The 21,883-nt window shown below is 55.1% G+C and carries 18 protein-coding genes and 1 pseudogene; 12 read left to right on the plus strand and 7 right to left on the minus strand.

Going from position 1 to position 21,883, the window contains the following annotated elements; all coding sequences use genetic code 11:
- Position 1: 1 nt before the first annotated feature.
- Complete coding sequence (gene panS / locus OGX93_RS11305) at positions 2-940, minus strand: ketopantoate/pantoate/pantothenate transporter PanS (protein ID WP_047459702.1); 939 nt, start codon at positions 938-940, stop codon at positions 2-4.
- Positions 941-1,032: 92 nt separating this feature from the next.
- On the minus strand, positions 1,033-2,394 hold the full coding sequence (gene lysC / locus OGX93_RS11310; protein WP_012134664.1) for a lysine-sensitive aspartokinase 3: 1,362 nt from the start codon (positions 2,392-2,394) through the stop codon (positions 1,033-1,035).
- Between the two features lie 305 nt (positions 2,395-2,699).
- Here lysC and pgi point away from each other — a divergent pair, with 305 nt between their 5' ends.
- The 6 genes and pseudogenes from pgi to OGX93_RS22355 all read left to right on the plus strand — a co-directional run.
- The gene (gene pgi / locus OGX93_RS11315; RefSeq protein WP_012134663.1) at positions 2,700-4,349 is read left to right on the plus strand and encodes a glucose-6-phosphate isomerase; all 1,650 of its coding nucleotides are present in this window, start codon (positions 2,700-2,702) and stop codon (positions 4,347-4,349) included.
- Between the two features lie 459 nt (positions 4,350-4,808).
- Positions 4,809-5,051 carry an exopolysaccharide production protein YjbE gene (gene yjbE, locus OGX93_RS11320; protein ID WP_012134661.1) on the plus strand — a complete coding sequence of 81 codons (243 nt, stop codon included), beginning with the start codon at positions 4,809-4,811 and terminating at the stop codon, positions 5,049-5,051.
- Positions 5,052-5,158: 107 nt separating this feature from the next.
- A complete protein-coding gene (locus OGX93_RS11325) occupies positions 5,159-5,797 on the plus strand; it encodes a YjbF family lipoprotein (protein WP_049012005.1) in 639 nt (212 codons plus the stop codon).
- The gene (locus OGX93_RS11330) at positions 5,794-6,531 is read left to right on the plus strand and encodes a capsule biosynthesis GfcC family protein (protein WP_286449946.1); all 738 of its coding nucleotides are present in this window, start codon (positions 5,794-5,796) and stop codon (positions 6,529-6,531) included. The genes OGX93_RS11325 and OGX93_RS11330 overlap by 4 nt, the downstream gene beginning before the upstream one ends.
- Positions 6,531-8,627 (plus strand): YjbH domain-containing protein, encoded by a 2,097-nt coding sequence (locus tag OGX93_RS11335; protein WP_101744388.1) that lies wholly within the window; start codon positions 6,531-6,533, stop codon positions 8,625-8,627. Before OGX93_RS11330 ends, OGX93_RS11335 begins: the two co-directional genes overlap by 1 nt.
- Positions 8,628-8,643: 16 nt before the next feature.
- Positions 8,644-8,742 (plus strand): annotated as a pseudogene (locus tag OGX93_RS22355) (hypothetical protein); the annotation flags it as partial.
- Here OGX93_RS22355 and OGX93_RS11340 read toward each other — a convergent pair.
- On the minus strand, positions 8,725-9,177 hold the full coding sequence (locus tag OGX93_RS11340) for an acyltransferase (RefSeq protein WP_024130839.1): 453 nt from the start codon (positions 9,175-9,177) through the stop codon (positions 8,725-8,727). The pseudogene OGX93_RS22355 and the gene OGX93_RS11340 sit on opposite strands and share 18 nt — an antisense overlap.
- Positions 9,178-9,318: 141 nt before the next feature.
- Here OGX93_RS11340 and psiE point away from each other — a divergent pair, with 141 nt between their 5' ends.
- Entirely contained in the window at positions 9,319-9,729 is a 411-nt protein-coding gene (psiE, locus tag OGX93_RS11345; RefSeq protein WP_012907714.1) for a phosphate-starvation-inducible protein PsiE, read from the plus strand.
- A gap of 105 nt (positions 9,730-9,834) precedes the next feature.
- Here psiE and malG read toward each other — a convergent pair whose 3' ends face one another.
- From malG to malE, 3 genes are all read right to left on the minus strand, one after another.
- A complete protein-coding gene (gene malG, locus OGX93_RS11350; RefSeq protein ID WP_047459689.1) occupies positions 9,835-10,725 on the minus strand; it encodes a maltose ABC transporter permease MalG in 891 nt (296 codons plus the stop codon).
- 14 nt (positions 10,726-10,739) lie between these two features.
- On the minus strand, positions 10,740-12,284 hold the full coding sequence (malF, locus tag OGX93_RS11355) for a maltose ABC transporter permease MalF (protein WP_286449945.1): 1,545 nt from the start codon (positions 12,282-12,284) through the stop codon (positions 10,740-10,742).
- A 128-nt stretch (positions 12,285-12,412) separates the two neighbouring features.
- A complete protein-coding gene (malE, locus tag OGX93_RS11360) occupies positions 12,413-13,603 on the minus strand; it encodes a maltose/maltodextrin ABC transporter substrate-binding protein MalE (protein WP_024130838.1) in 1,191 nt (396 codons plus the stop codon).
- Between the two features lie 371 nt (positions 13,604-13,974).
- On the opposite strand from malE, the gene malK reads away from it, so the two are divergent.
- From malK to ubiA, 5 genes are all read left to right on the plus strand, one after another.
- Positions 13,975-15,084 carry a maltose/maltodextrin ABC transporter ATP-binding protein MalK gene (gene malK, locus OGX93_RS11365; RefSeq protein ID WP_012134650.1) on the plus strand — a complete coding sequence of 370 codons (1,110 nt, stop codon included), beginning with the start codon at positions 13,975-13,977 and terminating at the stop codon, positions 15,082-15,084.
- A gap of 133 nt (positions 15,085-15,217) precedes the next feature.
- Positions 15,218-16,570, plus strand: coding sequence for a maltoporin (locus OGX93_RS11370; RefSeq protein ID WP_024130837.1), 1,353 nt, complete (start codon positions 15,218-15,220; stop codon positions 16,568-16,570).
- Positions 16,571-16,724: 154 nt separating this feature from the next.
- A complete protein-coding gene (malM, locus tag OGX93_RS11375) occupies positions 16,725-17,666 on the plus strand; it encodes a maltose operon protein MalM (protein WP_286449944.1) in 942 nt (313 codons plus the stop codon).
- A gap of 181 nt (positions 17,667-17,847) precedes the next feature.
- Positions 17,848-18,345, plus strand: a complete 498-nt coding sequence (ubiC, locus tag OGX93_RS11380; protein WP_012134646.1) for a chorismate lyase — start codon at positions 17,848-17,850, stop codon at positions 18,343-18,345.
- A 12-nt stretch (positions 18,346-18,357) separates the two neighbouring features.
- Positions 18,358-19,227, plus strand: coding sequence for a 4-hydroxybenzoate octaprenyltransferase (gene ubiA / locus OGX93_RS11385; protein WP_049011994.1), 870 nt, complete (start codon positions 18,358-18,360; stop codon positions 19,225-19,227).
- Positions 19,228-19,319: 92 nt separating this feature from the next.
- Here the strand turns inward: ubiA and plsB are convergent, their stop codons facing one another.
- Positions 19,320-21,740 (minus strand): glycerol-3-phosphate 1-O-acyltransferase PlsB, encoded by a 2,421-nt coding sequence (gene plsB, locus OGX93_RS11390; RefSeq protein ID WP_049011993.1) that lies wholly within the window; start codon positions 21,738-21,740, stop codon positions 19,320-19,322.
- Positions 21,741-21,883: the final 143 nt, after the last annotated feature.

Below are 21,883 nucleotides of genomic sequence, written 5' to 3' on the forward strand. Positions count from 1 at the left end.
TCTACACCTTCACCCTATCACGCGGCTTCTCGGCAATCGGCTTGCCTGACCAGTAACCGGCCAGCAGTGAGCCGGAGAGGTTATGCCAGACCGAGAACAGCGCGCCGGGGAGCGCGGCCAGCGGAGAGAAGTAAATTTTACCGAGCGCCGCCGCAAGGCCGGAGTTCTGCATTCCAACTTCAATCGCCAGCGTGCGGCAGGTGGACTCATCAAAGCCAAACAGGCGACCGCCCCAGTAACCGCCGAGCAGACCAATGGTGTTGTGCAGGATCACCGCCACAATTACCACAAAACCAACGGATGCGATATGCGAGGCGGAACCGGCCACCACTGCGCTGATGATCGCCAGAATACACACCATTGAGAACGCAGGCAGATAAGGCTCCACGGTTTTTACCACGCGAGGAAACAGGTGGTGAATGACCAGCCCAAGCGCGATTGGAACCACGACGATCTGTAAAATGCTGAGCAGCATCCCCATCACATCCACCTGAATATGCGCATCCACATACAGGCGCGTCAGCAGCGGTGTCGCGACCACGCCAACCAGCGTGGAAACCGATGAGATAGTAACCGAAAGCGCCACATCCCCTTTCGCCAGATAGATCATGACGTTAGATGCCGTTCCGCTGGCGACGCTGCCCACCAGTACCATCCCGGCAGAGAGGTCCGGCGGCATGTTAAACAGTATCGCCAGTAGCCAGGCGGCGAGCGGCATCACCAGATAATGCAGGAAAATACCGGCAGCGACAGGCGCCGGGCGGGAAAGCACGCGTTTAAAGTCGTCGAGCTTAAGGTGTACACCCATGCCGAACATAATCAGCATCAGCAGCGTGGTCACCCACGAGCCAATGGGGGTGAAGGTCGATGGCGTGTAATACGCAATAACAGAGAGCAGCAGCGCCCATAACGGGAACAGCCGGGTGATAACGGATAACATAATAAATTCCTTGCAGTATTGTCGTGTTGTTTAGTTATAAAAAAGCCGGGTTCGAGCCCGGCTATAGGTATTATTTATCGCGTGAGGAAATTTTATTCAAACAAATTATGATGAAGCTTCTGCACGACCTGCTCCGCTTCGGTGCCTGGCACCAGGAAACAGAGGTTATGGCTGGATGCGCCATAGCAAATCATGCGGATATTGAACGGCTCCAGTACGCCGAACACTTCTTTACCGACGCCGCAGGCTTTAGACAGATCGTTGCCAATCAGCGCAACCAGCGCGAGATTTTCTTCCACTTCTACCCGGCATAGCGCGGAAAGCTCCATCAGCAAAGACTGCGTCAGCAGCGTGTCGCCCGTTGAAGTGGAACCGGTGGTATCCAGCGTCAGCGCCACGCTCACTTCCGAGGTGGTGATTAAATCTACGGAGATATTGTGCCGCGCCAGAATGCCGAACACTTCCGCCAGGAAACCACGCGAATGCAGCATATTCAGGCTGTGCAGCGTTAACAGCGTCTGTTTGCGACGCAGCGCCAGCGCGCGGAAGAGCGGTGGGTTTTGGGTTTTATTGCATACCAGCGTCCCGCCCGCTTTTGGATCTTTACTGGAGCCGACGAAAACCGGGATATCGCTGCGTACGGCGGGCAGCAGCGTTGCAGGATGCAGCACCTTCGCGCCAAAGGTCGCCATTTCCGCCGCTTCTTCAAAGGCGATTTCATCGATACGCTGCGCGGCAGGCACCACGCGCGGGTCGGTGGTGTAGATGCCCGGCACATCCGTCCAGATATCGACGCGCGCCGCGTGCAGCGCTTCTGCAAGCAGCGCCGCCGTGTAGTCGCTGCCGCCGCGTCCCAGCGTCGTTGTGCGGCCTTTGCTTTCGCTGCCGATAAAGCCCTGGGTGATGACCAGACCCTCTGCCAGGCGTGGGGCAAGCTGTAGCGTAGCCAGCTCCGACAGCGCTGCGATATCCGGTTCCGCGCGGCCAAAACGATCGCTGGTGCGCATCACCTTACGCACGTCAAACCACTGCGCCTGAATATTGCGCTCGCGCAGGATCTCCACAAACAGCAGGGTGGACATCAGCTCGCCGTGGCTCACCAGCTCGTCGGTCAGGGCCATTGACGTCGCCAGTGAAGCCGCTTCGGCAAGCGTGGTAATGTTTTCCAGCAGACGCTCGATCTCTTCGCGGATAACGTTCGGGTAACGCAGACGCTCCAGAATATCGAACTGAATTTTACGGATGGCGTCGAGTTTTTCGAAGCGCTCTGGCGGTTCCAGCCCTTCTGCCAGCGCTACCAGCAGATTGGTGACGCCCGCAGAGGCGGAAAGCACCACTAAGCGTGCGTTAGCATCGGAAAGCACCACGTCGGCGCTACGGTTCATGGCGTCAAAATCGGCGACGCTGGTTCCGCCAAATTTGGCGACGACGAGCGGGGAAACAGCAGTTGTCATATCAACCTCGTGTCAGGGAATGAAAAAAGCGACCATGGCACAAGGGCAGAACAGAAACCGGTGCAGGCGCAAATACCGTATTTATAAATAAAATGTGTGGCTGGGACTGTCAACGCCGGGATTATGCGGATTTTTTATGCTGTCTTAGCCCTCAGTAACAGTGCTTATAACGACTATACTTTTTGCTGCTTTTTATCCGCGTTTGATTCGCGTTCGGGCTAACGGCACTAAAACAATCACACTTTTTTGTGACTGGCGTTACAATCGATCTCAGTCACAATTCTCAAATCAGAAGAGTATTGCTAATGAAAAACATCAATCCGACGCAGACTTCTGCCTGGCAGGCACTACAAAAACACTACGACGACATGAAGGACGTTACTATCGCGGATCTTTTCGCGAAAGATAGCGACCGTTTTACCCGATTTTCCGCGACGTTTGACGATTTGATGCTGGTGGATTTCTCCAAAAACCGCATCACCGAAGAGACGCTGGCGAAATTGCAGGATCTGGCGAAAGAGACCGATCTGGCCGGTGCGATTAAGTCCATGTTCTCTGGCGAAAAAATCAACCGTACCGAAGACCGTGCCGTGCTGCACGTTGCGCTGCGTAACCGTAGCAATACCCCGATTATCGTTGACGGCAAAGATGTAATGCCGGAAGTGAATGCGGTGCTGGAGAAGATGAAAGCCTTCTCTGAAGCGATTATTTCAGGTCAATGGAAAGGTTACACCGGTAAAGCGATCACTGACGTGGTCAACATCGGTATCGGTGGTTCCGACCTGGGGCCGTTCATGGTGACTGAAGCGCTGCGCCCGTACAAAAACCATCTGAATATGCACTTTGTGTCTAACGTCGATGGCACCCACATCGCCGAAGTGCTGAAGAAAGTAAACCCGGAAACCACCCTGTTCCTGGTGGCGTCTAAAACCTTCACAACGCAGGAAACTATGACCAACGCCCACAGCGCGCGCGACTGGTTCCTGAGCACCGCGAATGATGAAAAACACGTCGCGAAACACTTTGCGGCGCTTTCCACTAATGCAAAAGCGGTGGGTGAGTTTGGTATCGACACCGCCAACATGTTCGAGTTCTGGGACTGGGTCGGCGGTCGTTACTCTCTGTGGTCGGCAATTGGCTTGTCTATCATCCTGTCTGTCGGCTTTGACAACTTCGTTGAACTGCTGTCCGGCGCGCATGCGATGGATAAACACTTCTCCACAACACCGGCTGAGAAAAACCTGCCGGTGCTGCTGGCGCTGATCGGTATCTGGTACAACAACTTCTTTGGCGCAGAAACCGAAGCGATTCTGCCGTACGACCAGTATATGCACCGTTTTGCGGCCTACTTCCAGCAGGGCAATATGGAGTCCAACGGCAAGTATGTTGACCGTAACGGCAATGCCGTAGACTACCAGACTGGCCCAATCATCTGGGGTGAACCGGGCACCAACGGCCAGCACGCGTTCTACCAGCTGATTCACCAGGGGACGAAGATGGTACCTTGCGACTTTATCGCCCCGGCGATAACCCATAACCCGTTGTCCGATCACCATCAGAAACTGCTGTCTAACTTCTTCGCTCAGACCGAAGCGCTGGCGTTCGGCAAATCCCGCGAGGTGGTTGAGCAGGAATATCGCGATCAGGGGAAAGATCCGTCTCAGCTTGAGCATGTGGTGCCGTTCAAAGTGTTCGAAGGCAACCGCCCGACGAACTCCATCCTGCTGCGTGAAATTACGCCGTTTAGCCTGGGGGCGTTGATTGCGCTGTATGAGCACAAAATCTTCACTCAGGGCGCGATCCTGAACATCTTCACCTTCGATCAGTGGGGCGTTGAGCTGGGTAAACAGCTGGCTAACCGTATCCTGCCGGAACTGGGTGATGATAAAGCGATTTCCAGCCATGACAGTTCAACTAACGGTCTGATTAACCGTTATAAAGCATGGCGTGCCTGATGGCGTAACGCCCGGTGGCGCCAGGCTTACCGGGCCTACAAACGGCGCGTCCTGTAGGCCGGATAAGGCGTTCCGCCGCCATCCGGCAGAAAAGTGATATATCTGTAATTAGAGCCGATATTATTATCGGCTTTTTTTATAAGATAATTCCGGTTGTCTGTGCTATTCCGCAAAAATTTATATTGAGCTTAATCCTAAAATAATGAATAACCCGTAAGTTACTCGGTGTTATTTTCAGAGTATACGGATAATAAATATTGCATTGTTTTATTTTAATATGATGTTTTTAAAAGATATTTAATTAGCATATAAATGCTATTCCAGCCAAAAGTTTAATTATCCTAAAACCGCCTCGCTATTTAGACCTGTCGCAATCCACATGCTTTAGTTGTGTATACTCGATCCCGCCTGAAACGTTTTTCGGGTAAATCTCCATTCATTCAATGAAGGGATATTGTGATGAAAAAAGCTCTGTATGGCATTTTTGCCATATCTGCGCTTGCGGCGACTTCTGTCTGGGCCGCCCCCGTTCAGGTGGGTGAAGCAGCAGGGTCGGCGGCGACGTCGGTATCAGCGGGAAGTTCCTCCGCGACCAGCGTCAGCACCGTAAGCTCGGCGGTGGGCGTCGCTCTGGCGGCGACCGGCGGTGGCGATGGTTCTAATACCGGAACCACTACCACCACAACCACCAGTACCCAGTAACACCGGTACGTTTAATCATAACCACACTTCGGTGTGGTTATTTTAGCTTGCCTGAGCCTGTGGGACTTCCTGGCCGGGGCCTCCCGGCAATAATGCGGAGAAGAGTCGTGAAGCGACCTGGAATTATCATCATTTGCCTGCTGTTACAGGCTTGCTCAGCCACCACTAAAGGTCTGGGTAATTCGCTGTGGGACAGTCTGTTCGGTACGCCGGGCGTACAACTGACGGACGATGACATTCAAAACATGCCTTATGCCAGCCAGTACATGCAGCTCAATGGCGGGCCGCAGCTGTTTGTGGTGCTCGCTTTCGCAGAGAACGGGCAGCAGAAATGGGTGACGCAGGATCAGGCCACCATCGTGACTCAGCATGGTCGCCTGATTAAAACCCTGCTCGGCGGCGACAATCTGATCGGTGTGAACAATCTGGCGGCTGACCCATTGGCCAGACCGGCACAAATCGTAGATGGCGCAACGTGGACGCGCACGATGGGCTGGACGGAACATAAACAGGTGCGTTACGCCACCGCCCGCTCGGTCTTCAAATGGGATGGCACTGACAGCATTAAGGTCGGTAGCGATGTAACCGCCGTTCGCGTACTGGATGAAGAGGTTACAACCGACCAGGCGCGCTGGCATAACCGCTACTGGATCGACAGCGAAGGGCAAATCCGCCAGTCGGAACAGTATCTGGGGGCGGACTACTTCCCGGTGAAAACCACGCTCATTAAGGCGGCAAAACAATGATGAAACAGACCATTGCAGCGCTGGCCCTGAGTTTGTGCGCTTCCTCATCTTTTGCCGCAGGCACCGTGAAGGTGTTTGCCGCAGACAGCACAGAACCGAAGACGCTCACCGGCGCGGAACATCTGATCGATCTGGTCGGGCAGCCGAAACTGGCGAACAGCTGGTGGCCTGGCGCGGTTATCAGCGAAGAGCGGGCTACCGCCACGGCGCAGCGCCAGCAGCAGGAATTATTGAGCCGCCTGGCTGCGTTTGGCGCAGAGAAAAGCGGCGATGACGCCGCCGCAATCAATACGCTGCGCCAGCAGGTGGAGACGTTGAAAGTGACCGGCAGACAGCTCGTTAACCTTGACCCGGATACCGTGCGCGTCAGCGAACGGGGCAATCCGCCGTTGCAGGGCCATTACACGCTGTGGGTTGGCGGGCAGCCGACAGATATTACGCTGTTTGGATTGGTTAGCCAGCCGGGTAAACGCCCCTTCAGCCCGGGGCGGGACGTGGCCAGTTACCTTGATGAGCAAAGCCTGCTCAGCGGGGCGGATCGCAGCTATGCGTGGGTTGTCTATCCCGACGGACGCACGCAGAAAGCGCCGGTCGCTTACTGGAACAAGCGTCACGTTGAGCCGATGCCTGGCAGCATCATTTTTGTCGGTCTTACGGATTCTCTATGGAGCAACACGCCGGATGCGCTTAACGCCGACATTCTTCGTACTCTGACGCAGCGGATACCCGAATAATGAAAAAAACACATCTGCTCAGCTTACTGGCGCTGGGCATCAGCGCAGCCTGCCATGCCGAAACATATCCGGCCCCCATTGGGCCGTCACAATCTGACTTCGGCGGCGTGGGGCTGCTGCAAACGCCAACGGCGCGAATGGCGCGGGAAGGGGAGATGAGCCTGAACTATCGTGATAACGATCAGTATCGCTACTACTCCGCGTCGATACAGTTGTTCCCGTGGCTGGAAACCACGCTGCGCTATACCGACGTGCGTACCAGACAATACAGCAGCGTGGAGTCGTTTTCCGGCAACCAGACCTACAAAGACAAAGCCTTCGACCTGAAACTGCGGTTATGGGAAGAGAGCTACTGGATGCCGCAGGTGGCGGTCGGCGCAAGGGATATCGGCGGGACGGGGCTGTTCGATGCGGAATACATTGTGGCGAACAAAGCCTGGGGGCCGTTTGATTTCTCGCTCGGTCTTGGCTGGGGTTATCTGGGCACCAGCGGCAACGTGAGCAATCCGTTTTGCTCATACAGCGATAAATTCTGTCACCGCGATAACAGTTATAAACAGGCCGGTTCCGTCAACGGCAGCGATATGTTCCACGGGCCAGCGTCGCTGTTTGGCGGGGTGGAGTATCAAACGCCCTGGCAGCCTCTGCGCCTGAAACTGGAGTATGAAGGCAACAATTATCAGCAGGATTTCGCGGGTAAGCTGGAGCAGAAGAGCAAGTTTAACGTCGGCGCCATTTACCGCGTCACCGATTGGGCCGACGTTAACCTCAGCTATGAACGCGGCAACACCTTCATGTTTGGCGTGACGCTGCGGACAAACTTCAACGATTTGCGCCCATCGTATAACGATAACGCGCGACCGAAATATCAGCCTGAGCCGCAGGACGCCATCCTGCAACACTCGGTCGTCGCTAACCAGTTGACGCTGCTGAAATACAACGCCGGACTGGCGGACCCTAAAATTCAGGTGAAAGGCGATACGCTGTACGTCACCGGCGAGCAGGTGAAATACCGTGACTCGCGGGAAGGGATCGAACGCGCGAATCGGATCGTCATGAACGATCTGCCAGAAGGGGTTCGCACGATCCGCGTGACGGAAAACCGTCTCAATATGCCGCAGGTCACTACGGAAACCGATGTCGCCAGCCTGAAACGCCATCTGGAAGGCGAGCCATTAGGACACGAGACCCCACTGGCACAAAAACGTGTGGAGCCGATCGTGCCGGAAGCAACCGAGCAGGGTTGGTATATCGATAAATCGCGCTTTGATTTCCATATCGATCCGGTGTTGAACCAGTCTGTCGGCGGCCCGGAAAATTTCTATATGTACCAGCTTGGCGTGATGGGGACGGCGGATCTGTGGGTAACGGATCATCTGCTTACCACCGGCAGTCTGTTTGCCAATATCGCCAACAATTACGACAAATTTAACTACACCAACCCACCGAACGATTCGCATCTTCCGCGTGTGCGTACCCATGTGCGCGAATATGTGCAGAACGATATCTATGTGAATAACCTGCAAGCCAACTACTTCCAGTATCTCGGCAACGGTTTCTACGGCCAGGTTTACGGCGGTTATCTGGAGACCATGTACGGCGGCGCAGGGGCGGAGGTGCTGTATCGCCCGGTCGACAGCAACTGGGCGTTTGGTCTTGACGCTAACTACGTGAAACAGCGTGACTGGCGTAGCGCGCAGGATATGATGAAATTCACCGATTACAGCGTGAAAACCGGCCACTTGACCGCCTACTGGACGCCGTCGTTCGCGCAGGATGTGCTGGTGAAAGCGAGCGTCGGTCAATATCTGGCTGGCGACAAGGGCGGTACGCTGGAAATTGCGAAACGCTTTGACAGCGGCGTGGTGGTTGGCGGCTATGCCACGATCACCGATGTGTCGCCGGACGAGTACGGGGAAGGGGATTTCACCAAAGGCGTGTACGTGTCGGTGCCGTTGGATCTCTTCTCGTCCAGCCCAACCCGCAGCCGCGCAGCGATTGGCTGGACGCCGCTGACGCGTGACGGCGGTCAGCAGCTTGGCCGGAAGTTTGGTCTGTACGATATGACCAGCGACCGCAACGTGAATTTCCGCTGATCGAGCCGTTTGCCAGCCGGATGGCGCTACGCTTATCCGGCCTACAAACTGCATCTATTGTAGGCCGGATAAGGCGTTTACGCCGCCATCCGGCAATTTACAGGCGACGCAATAATTTTGCCGGGTTTCCGGCATATACGCCTTTCTCGGTGATCGATTTAGTGACCACGCTTCCCGCGCCGATCACTGTGCCGTCGCAAATGCTGACGGCCAGGATGGTCGCGCCGCTGCCGATGGAAACATTGCTGCCGATCTCAATTCGCCCCCAGTTCTGCCTGTTCGGGTCAGGCTTTCCTTCACGAAACATGTCGTTAGCGAACATTACGCCGTGGCCGATAAAGCAATCGCGTCCAATCGTGACATATTCGCAAACAAACGTATGGGACTGAATTTTTGTGTTTGCGCCAATCTGTGTATTGCCCTGTATTTCGACAAAAGGTCCGATGAAAACATTGTCGCCAAGCTGGCAGTCGTACAGGTTTGCGGGCTCATAAATCACCACATTTTCACCGCAGGTGACGTTGCGGACGGTAGCGTGTTTTAACTGCATTTTCCCTTCTCTTTGAAACATGCCATGACAGAGATCATTCTCCGCTGACCTTTGCTGCACAAAACATAAACAAAAAATATAGATCTCCGTCACATTTTTGCGTTATACAGGAACCTTGCTACTGAGAAAGAGGGTGCTGCTATGACGTCACTATCTCGTCCACGCGTGGAGTTTATCTCCACGATCCTACAGACCGTGCTGAATCTTGGGCTGTTAAGTCTGGGCCTGATCCTGGTCGTTTTCCTCGGTAAAGAGACCTTACATCTGGCGGATGTGCTGTTCGCGCCGGAGCAAACCAGCAAATACGAGCTGGTGGAAGGGCTGGTGGTCTACTTTCTCTACTTTGAGTTTATTGCGTTGATTGTGAAGTATTTCCAGTCAGGTTTTCATTTCCCGCTGCGCTACTTTGTCTATATCGGGATCACCGCGATTGTGCGGCTGATCATCGTCGATCATAAATCGCCGATGGATGTGCTGATCTACTCTGCGGCGATCCTGTTATTGGTGATCACCCTGTGGTTATGTAATTCGAAACGGTTAAAACGGGAATAAAAAAAGGCGCTCCGAGGAGCGCCGAAGAACAGTCACAAGTTGGGATAATATAAGTTGAGGGTTGCAGTGGCATTGCCCGTTTCCGGGCAGGTACATCAATGAAACTTAGCCTTTCACACCGCCTGCCGTCAGGCCGTTGACCAGCCAACGCTGGGCCAGCAGGAACACCAGCGTGATCGGGATGGCGGACAACACGGCTGCGGCGGCAAAATCGCCCCACAGATAGTTTTGCGGGTTGAGGTACTGCTGCATACCTACCGCCAGGGTATAGCTGTTTACATCACGCAGTAACAGCGAGGCGACAGGAACTTCAGTGATGGCGGCAATGAACGACAGAATAAAGACCACCGCCAGAATCGGCACCGAGAGCGGCAGCAGCACCAGGCGGAAAGCCTGCCACGGCGTCGCGCCATCCAGCGCCGCCGCTTCTTCCAGCGAACCGTCGATGGTTTCGAAATAGCCTTTAATCGTCCAGACGTGCAGCGCAATCCCGCCCAGGTAAGCGAAAATCACCCCGCCGTGGGTATTCAGACCGATAAACGGAATGTACTGGCCGAGACGGTCGAACAACGCGTACAACGCCACCAGTGACAGCACCGCCGGGAACATCTGGAAAATCAGCATCCCTTTGAGCAACGTCGCTTTGCCGGGAAAGCGCATACGGGCAAACGCGTAAGCGCAGGTCGTAGAGAGCGCCACGATGCCAATAGCGGTGATCGCCGCGACTTTGATCGAGTTCCATAGCCATAACAGAACCGGGAAGGGGGGCGGCGTGACACGGCCATCAGCGTGTTCCACGCTGAAGCCCAATGCCAGCCGCCAGTGCTCCCAGGAGATGCGTTCCGGGATCAGGCTCCCGGTTGCGAAGTTGCCTTCACGCAGCGAAATGGCGATGACCATCAGCAGCGGGAACATGATTGCCGCGATAAAAATCAGCAGCCCTAAGTGCGTGATGAAGAGACGCAGCTTTTGAGATTTGGGTTGAACCATTGCCATTGTTGTTATCTCCCTTAATCAAACTTCATACGCGTGGCTTTCAGGTTCACGATGGCCAGCGCGCCAACCAGCAGGAAGATCAGCGTGGCGATCGCGGCCGCCAGACCGAAGTCCTGGCCCCCGCCGCCTTCAAAGGCGATGCGGTAGGTGTAGCTCACGAGCAGGTCGGTATAACCGGCTGGCGTAGTGGTGCCGAGGCGGTCCGGGCCGCCGTTGGTCAGAAGCTGAATCAGTACGAAGTTGTTAAAGTTAAAGGCAAAGCTGGCGATCATCAGCGGCGTCAGCGGCTTAATCAGCAGCGGGAATGTAATCTTAAAGAAGTTCTGGAACGGGCCCGCGCCGTCCATTGCCGACGCTTCGTACAGATCGTCTGGAATCGCTTTCAGCAGGCCCATGCAGAGGATCATCATGTACGGATAGCCCAGCCAGGTGTTGACGATAATGACCATCGTGCGGGCGGTGTTCGGGTCGCTGAACCAGGCCGGTTTGAGGCCAAACAGCGCGCTCAGCATCATGTTGATCTCACCAAAGCTCTGGTTGAATAAACCTTTGAAGATCAGAATCGAGATGAACGACGGCACCGCATACGGCAGAATCAGCAGCACGCGGTAAATCGCTTTACCTTTCAGCGCTTCCCACTGTACGAGGCAGGCCAGCACCATCCCAACCGCCACGGTCAGCAGCACGGTGAGAACTGAGAACACCACGGTCCAGACGAAGATCGCGAAGAACGGTTTCTGGATGCCTTCGTCAGTAAAGACGCGGGAGAAATTGTCCCAGCCGATGGTCACGGTGTAGCCTGGGCTCAGTTTTTCGTCGCCCCAGTTGCCGTCCGTGTTGATGGCCTGATAGTAGCCAATATCGTTGTTTGGCCGATACGCCACGCCGCTCTGGTTATTTGTCAGCGTGCCGTCGCTGGCAAGGGTATAGAGCGGCTGGGTGCCGGAAAACTGGCGCAGCGAGCTCATGATGACCTTGCTTTCATCGGGCAAAACGGCGGTAAGCTGGTTCAGCGCCTGACGATTTTGGGTGATGATGCGCAGGTTGGCGCGTTCACCGGTCGGCAGTGCGTCAGCCTCTTTCAGTTGCAGTTTTTGTTCGCCGCCGAATTTAAAGGCGTCGGAGAGATAATTCTTGCCGGTTTCGCCGTCGGTGAGGGCCAGTTGCCACTCGTCACCCGCCGGATACAGGCCAAAGTTATAGGTTTTGCCCGCCTGATAAGAACGATCCATCAGCACCTGCTGGGCGCGTTCAAAGGTGAGCTGGTTGGTGCTGCTGTAGTTGGTAAAGGCGATGGCGATGGTGCAGACCAGCGGGAACAGGACAAACAGCCCCATACCGGCCATGCCCGGATAAACATAGCGCCAGGCATAGGTTTTACGATTCGCGAAAATATACAGGCCAGCAGAGCTTAAAATCAGCGTCATGATGGCAAACAGGTACTCCCCTTGTGCGTACATTAAAACTACAAGGTAACCCACCAGCAGGCCCAGCAGACCAATCGCTGACCACTTCAGCGCGTCGCTTTGCCACCAATGTTTCTTTTTAATGACATCCATGGGGATCTTCCTCTACAACTTTGAAATCCTGTAGGTCAGCGTGCCTGATGGCGCTGCGCTTCTCCGGCCTACTTGTTCTGTAGGCCGGAGAAGGCATTGATGCCACCATCCGGCACACGACCTGAACATTACTTGGTGATACGTCCCTGCGCGTCTTTCAGCGCGGCGTCGACAGTCTGACGACCGCTGGCAGCGTTGATAACTGCCGTACGAACCGCATACCAGAAGGCTGACATCTGCGGAATGTTCGGCATAATTTCGCCTTTCTGGGCGTTATCCATCGTGGCGGCGATACGCGGATCTTTCGCTAACTGATCCTGGAAGGATTTCAGCGCAACCGCGCCCAGCGGTTTGTCCTTGTTCACGTCGTCCAGACCCTGATCGGTCAGCAGGTAGTTTTCGAGGAACTCTTTCGCCAGCTCTTTGTTCGGGCTGGCGGCGTTAATGCCCGCGCTCAGCACGCCAACGAACGGTTTAGACGGTTTGCCTTTGAATGTCGGCAGCAGTGTCACGCCGTAATTGATTTTGCTCTTGTCGATGTTTGACCACGCCCACGGACCGTTGATGGTCATCGCCGTTTCGCCTTTGTTAAAGGCGGCTTCCGCGATGGAGTAATCGGTATCGGCGTTCATGTGTTTGTTTTTGATCATATCGACCAGGAAGCCCAGACCGGCTTTCGCCCCTGCGCTGTCTACGCCGACATCTTTCACGTCATACTTACCGTTCTCAAACTTGAACGCGTAACCGCCATCGGCGGCAATCAGCGGCCAGGTGAAGTACGGTTCTTGCAGGTTGAACATCAGCGCGCTCTTACCTTTCGCTTTCAGCTCTTTATCCAACGCCGGGATCTCTTCCCAGGTTTTCGGCGGGTTCGGAACGAGGTCTTTGTTGTAAATCAGGGACAGCGCTTCAACGGCGATTGGGTAGGCGATCAGCTTGCCATTGTAACGCACCGCATCCCAGGTGAACGGATAGAGCTTGTCCTGGAACGCCTGGTCCGGGGTGATCTCAGCCAGCAGGCCAGACTGTGCGTAGCCGCCAAAACGGTCATGCGCCCAGAAGATGATGTCCGGGCCGTCACCGGTGGCCGCAACCTGAGGGAATTTCTCTTCCAGCTTGTCCGGGTGCTCAACGGTGACTTTAATGCCGGTGTCTTGTTCGAATTTTTTGCCCACTTCAGCGAGGCCGTTGTAGCCTTTGTCGCCGTTAATCCAGATAACCAGCTTACCTTCTTCAATCTTGGCGAGAGCCGAGGCGGAAAACATCATCGTCGTCAGTGCGGACAATGCGAGGATGCGTGCGCCAGTTTTGATTTTCATATCTCCCATCCTTTTTGGTGATGTGCTCGTGGATACACAGAGGTGGCTTAACGGTATCTAGTTTCTTTATACGACAACCTCTTTCCATCCTCCTTACCCCTACGCCCCACCCCTTCTTTATGTGATCTGTGTTGCATAAATGTGAGTAATGCGTGTTGGCGCACATAAAAACACCGCGATTTTTGCAGGTGACATCACGAAATTCCTCGGCGGGGCGCGGCACGGGTCTCAGACGCTGCTCCCTCATCCTCCCGCCTCCTCCCCCATAAAAAAGCCGGGGGGTGGAGGATTTACGCAATCAAGGGATCACGCATAGTCAGGCCATCATGAATGTTGCTGTCGATGACAGGTTGTAACGAAGGGAGAAGGGCATGGCGAGCGTACAGCTACGAAATGTAACGAAAGCCTGGGGTGACGTGGTGGTATCGAAAGATATCAATCTCGACATTCACGAAGGGGAATTCGTGGTGTTTGTCGGACCGTCAGGCTGCGGGAAATCGACCTTGCTGCGTATGATCGCCGGACTTGAAACCATCACCAGCGGAGATCTGTTCATTGGGGAAGCCCGTATGAACGACATCCCGCCCGCCGAACGCGGCGTGGGGATGGTTTTCCAGTCCTATGCGCTCTATCCCCACCTGTCCGTGGCAGAAAACATGTCTTTTGGTTTGAAGCTGGCGGGGGCCAAAAAAGAGGTGATGAATCAGCGTGTGAATCAGGTAGCGGAAGTGCTGCAACTGGCGCACCTGCTGGAGCGCAAGCCGAAAGCGCTCTCCGGCGGCCAGCGCCAGCGCGTGGCGATAGGCCGCACGCTGGTGGCGGAACCGCGCGTGTTCCTGCTTGATGAGCCGCTGTCTAACCTTGATGCCGCCCTGCGCGTGCAGATGCGTATCGAAATCTCCCGCCTGCATAAGCGTCTGGGCCGCACGATGATTTACGTCACCCACGATCAGGTCGAAGCGATGACGCTGGCCGACAAAATCGTGGTGCTGGATGCCGGCCGCGTGGCGCAGGTCGGTAAGCCGCTGGAGCTGTACCACTATCCGGCGGATCGCTTCGTCGCAGGTTTTATCGGTTCCCCGAAAATGAACTTCCTGCCGGTGAAAGTCACCGCGACCGCTATCGAGCAGGTGCAGGTTGAGCTGCCGAACCGCCAGAACGTCTGGCTGCCGGTAGAAAGCAACGGCGTTCAGGTCGGAGCAAATATGTCTTTAGGTATTCGTCCAGAGCATCTGCTGCCCAGCGACATCGCCGATGTCACCCTGGAAGGCGAGGTTCAGGTCGTCGAACAACTTGGTCACGAAACACAAATTCATATCCAGATCCCCGCCATTCGTCAAAACCTGGTTTACCGCCAGAACGACGTGGTGTTGGTAGAAGAGGGTGCCACATTCGCTATCGGTCTGCCGCCAGAGCGTTGCCATCTGTTCCGTGAAGATGGTTCCGCATGCCGTCGGCTGCATAAGGAGCCGGGCGTTTAAGGTCCCCATTAAAAAAACAAAACGCAAAACCATTCGAGGATGCATCAAGGCGGCAAGTGAAAAAACACCGCCAACAAAGAGGCAGTCCGAAGGGGGACGCGTTTAAAGAAAAGCAATGATCTCAGGAGATAGAATAATGATTACTCTGCGCAAACTTCCTCTGGCGGTTGCCGTCGCAGCAGGCGTTATGTCTGCTCAGGCAATGGCAGTGGATTTCCATGGTTATGCTCGTTCCGGTATCGGCTGGACGGGTAGTGGCGGCGAACAACAATGTTTCCAGGCAACTGGCGCTCAAAGTAAATACCGTCTTGGTAACGAATGTGAAACCTATGCGGAATTGAAACTGGGTCAGGAAGTGTGGAAAGAAGGCGACAAGAGCTTTTATTTCGACACTAACGTGGCCTACTCCGTAGCGCAACAGAATGACTGGGAAGCAACCGATCCGGCGTTCCGTGAAGCCAACGTGCAGGGTAAAAACCTGATTGACTGGCTGCCAGGCTCCACCATCTGGGCGGGTAAGCGCTTCTATCAGCGTCATGACGTTCACATGATCGACTTCTACTACTGGGATATTTCTGGTCCTGGTGCGGGTATCGAAAACATCGACCTGGGCTTCGGTAAACTGTCTCTGGCAGCGACCCGCTCTCAGGAAGCCGGTGGTTCCTACACCTTCAGCAGCCAGGATATTTACAACTCTTCTAAAGACACCGCCAACGACGTCTTCGACGTGCGTTTAGCCGGTCTGGAAACGAACCCGGACGGCGTGCTGGAACTGGGTGTCGACTATGGTCGCGCAAACACCACTGACGATTATCGTCTGGCTGACGGCGCATCTAAAGACGGCTGGATGTTCACTGCTGAACATACCCAGAGCATGCTGAAGGGCTACAACAAGTTTGTGGTTCAGTACGCCACTGACGCGATGACCACGCAGGGTAAAGGTATTCCTCAGGGTTCTTACGGCTCGACTTTTGATATCGGCGAAGGCGACGATCAGCTCCACTATGTCGATCGTTACGTCAATAACAACGGTAAGCTGTGGCGTATTCTGGACCACGGGGCGATCTCTCTGGGCGACCGTTGGGACCTGATGTACGTCGGTATGTTCCAGAAACAGGACCTGGATAACGATCTGGGTACTGACTGGTGGACCGTAGGCGTTCGTCCGATGTTCAAATGGACGCCGATCATGAGCACCCTGCTGGAAGTCGGTTACGACAACGTCAAATCTCAGCAGACTGGCGATCGCAACAACCAGTACAAAATCACCCTGGCGCAACAATGGCAGGCTGGCGACAGCATCTGGTCCCGCCCGGCCATCCGTCTCTTCGCAACCTACGCGAAGTGGGATGAGAAATGGGGTTACATCAAAGACGGCGATAACACATTGCGTTATGCCGCATCGAATAACTCCGGCTTCAACACAACCAGCCGTGGCGACAACGATGAGTGGTCCTTCGGCGCCCAGATGGAAATCTGGTGGTAATACGTGACATAACGAGGGGGGCGCAAGTCCCCCGGTAACGAGATGCAGGCCGGATAAGGCGTAGCCGCTATCCGGCATTATCTGCACCGTTTCTCGCGGTTTAGCGCGCTATTGCCTGGCCACCGCTGAACCCGTGCTATCTGAGGTGATAACAATGAAAATGAAGAAAAGTCTCGTCGCCCTTTGTTTATCGGCGGGGTTGCTGGCAAGCGCACCAGGCATCAGCCTGGCGGATGTAAACTATGTTCCGCAAAACACCAGCGCAGCGCCTGCGATTCCGACCGCCGCACTACAACAACTCACCTGGACGCCTGTCGACCAGTCCAGTACGCAGTCCACACAGCTTTCTACCGGTGGTCAGTGGCTTGACGTCGCCGGTATTACAGGCCCGGTTGCCGCGTATAGCGTACCGGCGAACATCGGTGAGCTCACGCTGACATTGAGCAGCGAAGTTAACAAACAAACCAGCGTATTTGCACCGAACGTGCTGATTCTCGACCAGAACCTGACGCCTTCAGCGTTTTTCCCCAGCCGCTACTTTACCTACCAGGCCCCCGGCGTGATGAGCGCGGATCGTCTGGAAGGGGTGATGCGCCTGACGCCTGCGCTGGGCCAGCAGAAGCTGTACGTTCTGGTGTTTACCACCAATAACGATCTCCAGCAGACCACCACGCTGCTTGACCCGGCAAAAGCGTATGCGAAAGGCGTGGGTAATGCCGTCCCGGATATTCCCGATCCGATCGCGCGCCACACGACTGATGGCCTGCTGAAACTGAAAGTGAAAACCAACAGCAGCTCCAGCGTACTGGTTGGCCCGCTGTTTGGTTCTTCCGGTCCGGGACCTGTCACCGTCGGCAACACTGCGGCACCGGCGACCGCCTATACCGCACCAGCCGTTGCCGCGCCAGCGCCTGCCCCGGCGAAGAAAAGCGAGCCAATGCTGAACGACACGGAAAGCTACTTCAACAATGCGATTAAGGACGCGGTAGCGAAAGGTGACGTTGATAAAGCTCTGAAACTGCTTGATGAAGCCGAACGCCTGGGATCGACATCTGCCCGTTCCACGTTTATCAGCAGTGTAAAAGGCAAGGGGTAAGCGTCTCCCCACATTGCTGATTTTGCAACAACTGGTGCGTCTCCTGGCGCACCTTTTTTTTAGCATTCCATGCGAGTTGTTACACTTCTGTTGCGCAACCGATCACTTAATTATGTTTACGCCTCCCGTAATCTCTTTTCTGCGATACAATGCCTTTACGTTATGAAACGGAGAGTACGGCATGTCACACCCTGCGTTAACGCAACTGCGTGCGCTGCGCTATTTTAAAGAGATTCCTGCGCTGGATTCCCGGTTGCTCGACTGGTTACTTCTGGAAGATTCCATGACCAAACGTTTTGAGCAAGAAGGGAAACGGGTAAGCGTGACATTGCTTCGGGAAGCGTTTGTTGGTCCACATGAAGTGGCTGAAGAGGTGGCGCTGCTACCGGTCGAATCCCGCTACTGGTTACGTGAAATTTTGTTATGTGCAGACGGCGAACCCTGGCTTGCCGGGCGTACCGTCGTGCCTGAATCAACGTTGTGCGGCCCTGAGCTGGCCTTACAAAATCTGGGAAAAACGCCGTTAGGGCGTTACCTGTTTACATCATCAACGTTGACCCGAGATTTTATTGAGATTGGTCGTGATGCCGCACTGTGGGGGCGTCGTTCCCGCCTGCGTCTGAGCGGTAAGCCGCTGATGCTTACCGAGCTGTTTTTGCCCGCATCACCGTTGTATTAAGAGGAAAACAAAATGGAGTGGAGTCTGACGCAGAATAAGCTGTTGGCGTTTCACCGCCTGATGCGTACGGATAAGCCAATCGGCGCCTTACTGCTGCTCTGGCCGACATTATGGGCGCTGTGGGTAGCGACGCCGGGAGTACCGCAACTGTGGATTCTGGCGGTGTTTGTCGCCGGGGTCTGGTTAATGCGCGCCGCCGGTTGCGTGGTCAACGATTATGCCGATCGTAAGTTTGATGGACATGTGAAACGCACGGCCAACCGACCGTTGCCCAGCGGGGCGGTCACGGAGAAAGAGGCGCGCACGCTGTTTGTCGTACTGGTAGCGCTCTCCTTCCTGCTGGTATTAACGCTGAATACGATGACCATTCTGCTGTCGATTGCTGCGCTGGCGCTGGCGTGGGTCTATCCCTTCATGAAGCGTTACACCCATTTGCCGCAGGTTGTGCTGGGCGCGGCGTTCGGCTGGTCTATTCCTATGGCGTTTGCGGCGGTGAGTGAGTCCGTGCCGCTGAGCTGCTGGCTGATGTTCCTGGCCAATATCCTCTGGGCGGTGGCCTACGACACGCAGTACGCGATGGTTGACCGGGACGACGATCTGAAAATCGGCATTAAATCGACGGCCATTCTGTTCGGGCGACATGACAAACTTATTATCGGGATTTTGCAGATTGCGGTGCTGGCGCTAATGGCGCTGATTGGCTGGCTGAACGGGCTGGGCTGGGGGTATTACTGGTCGGTGCTGGTGGCCGGCGCGCTGTTTGTGTATCAGCAGAAACTGATTATCGGGCGCGAACGTGAAGCCTGTTTTAAAGCGTTTATGAACAATAACTACGTCGGGCTGGTGCTGTTTTTAGGGCTGGCGATGAGTTACGTTGGTTGAAAAAAAGCCCGGTAGCGCTTACCGGGCCTACATAACATATTGTGCAGAACCGTAGGCCGGGTAGGGCGAAGCCGCCACCCGGCTTTTTATTGTCACTCGCCCTGCGTTGCGCTCTCAATGGTCAGACGCACATCCGACGTGATCAAATCGGCCAACATCTGATACACCTTCATCGTCTGCTCAGGCTCGGCGTCTCCGGTATCGCTGATGTATTTCTCATCACGCAGAGTCAGCACCAGGGAACTGAACACCGCTTTATCGAAGAACTCCGGCGCGTTAATGCCGTGCAGAACGGAAAGACGTTGCGCGACCGTGCGGCTCTCTTTTTCCAGCGTACCGCGGTTGATCGACGGATTCGCGCTCAGCAGCCAGAAGGTGATGGCATAGCGTTGCAGCGTTTCGCGCGCGCCAGCCGCCAGCAGTTGCAGCGTGCGAGAATGTGCCGGATTGATATGCAGCTCATCGTTCTGTACGGCGATCAGCCCCTGACGTTGCATCTCACTGCTCAGCGCGTCAATCACGCTGGCAAGCTCATCGTGTTCCCAACGCAGGAACAGTTCCGCTTTCAGCATCGGATAGAGCACGTCAACATGCTGCATCAGCGCGTCACGCGAGATGTGGCGGTGCTGGGTAATGATGGCCGCCATCAGGGAAGGCAGAACCAGCATATGCGCGATGTTGTTGCGATAGTAGGTCATCAACACGGCCTGCTCGCGCGGCAGAATGATGATATCGCCGATGGTGTCTTTCTCGACCTCAAACTTGTTCATTTGCAAGGCGTGGTCGATCAGTTCACTGGCGCTCTGCGCAGGAACCGTAGAATCTGCCGCGTACGGCACGTTGCGCAGCAGACTCAGATAGCAGTCGAGCTGTTCAGTCAGTTGCTCACGGGTCAGAGAGCGCTGGCGGGAAGCCAGCAGCGCGGTGCAGCACAGGTTCATGGCGTTGGCTGCACCGGCGTTGTTAATGCGCACCATCAGATCGGCGGCAATGTTATTCACCGTCGGCGTCAGCCAGGCCGGGCGGATAGACTCGATAGGATCGATGGATTCACGCCACTCCGGCACATGCTGGTTGAGGTAAGTCATCAATGGCATCGGTTCGCCAAAGTTGACGTAACCCTGGCCCAGATTACGCAGCTTGCTTAAGCCACGCAGCATTTGCGGCAGGCTCTCTTTCTCTTTCGTCGCGCCGCGCAACTCTTTGGCGTAAGTGCCCACTTCCATCACATGCTCATAGCCGATGTAGATCGGCACCAGCGTGATAGGACGCGTGCCGCCGCGCAACATCGCCTGAATGGTCATCGACAGCGTGCCGGTTTTCGGGTCGAGCAGACGACCGGTACGCGAGCGACCGCCTTCGACGAAATACTCAACCGAGTAACCACGGCTGAACAACTCGCCCAGGTATTCACGGAATACGGTGGAGTAGAGCTTGTTGCCCTTGAAGGTACGACGAATAAAGAACGCGCCCAGACGGCGGAAAATCGGACCCGCCGGCCAGAAGTTCAGGTTGATGCCCGCAGCGATATGCGGCGGCACCAGCCCCTGGTGATACAGCACGTAGGAAAGCAGCATATAGTCCATATGGCTGCGGTGGCAGGGCACATAGACAATTTCATGCCCGTCGTGCGCCAACTGGCGAACGCGCTCGGCGTTATGGACGTTAATCCCCTGATAAAGACGGTTCCAGGTAAAGCCCAGAATACGGTCGGTCAGACGGATCATCTCGTAGGAGAAGTTGGCGGCAATCTCTTCCATCAGCGCAATGGCGTTTTGCTGCGCCTTTTCATGGGAGATTTTTTTGCTGCGCGCTTCATCTTCCACGGCGCGAGCGATGGCTTTTGAAGCCAGCAGCTTGTTAAACAGATCCTGACGGGCAGGCAGACGCGGCCCGACCGCCGCCAGACGTTGACGGGCGAAGTGCATACGCGCCACGCGTGCCAGTTTCTGCGCTATCGTCTTGTCAGTGCCGTGTTCGTCAGCCATCCGACGCAAAGACACGGACGGCGAGAAACGAACAAAGCTGTCGCGTCCCAGCCAGGAGACGGCAAAGAATTTCTGCACGCCGTTCAGCATACGTAAAGGCGGGTTCTCTTCTCCTTTTTCGCGCCCCGGAGAGCGGCCAAACATCACCGATACCGGCACCATTTGCACATCCAGATCGGGATTGCTGCGGTGGAGATCGAGATAGTTGTGGAAAAGCTTAATGGACTCTTCTTTTGGCGTGTAATAGGTGAAGACACGCGGCCCGCCGTGAATAAAGACATAACGCGGCAGCAGCGTTCCGTCGATCTCCAGCGGCTCCAGCGGGTCGGGAAGATCGTGCGCCAGACACTGGGCGCGTAGCGTCAGCAGGTCTGCTTTGGAGTTGTACGGCAATACGTACATAATAGGGCGCGATGTATCAAGCCCCAACTCCGGGGCAGGATCTGCCGGAATAGACTTGCTTTTTACCAGCACGCTTAATGGTAAATTCAGTAATTTGTAGTAAATTCGTGGCCAGCCGGACATAAACGATGTAAAGCCTCTGGTTAATAATGCAAATGCGCTGCAAGGATATCAGAAAGTCTGGTGAATTTCTGGTGTATCCCGTCATACTTCGCGCTGCGTTGCCGTCGCCCGAATCATACGGGCCAACGATATAATTTCATTGA

Source organism: Citrobacter sp. CK195 (genome assembly GCF_030333365.1).
GTDB classification, from domain to species: domain Bacteria; phylum Pseudomonadota; class Gammaproteobacteria; order Enterobacterales; family Enterobacteriaceae; genus Citrobacter_B; species Citrobacter_B koseri.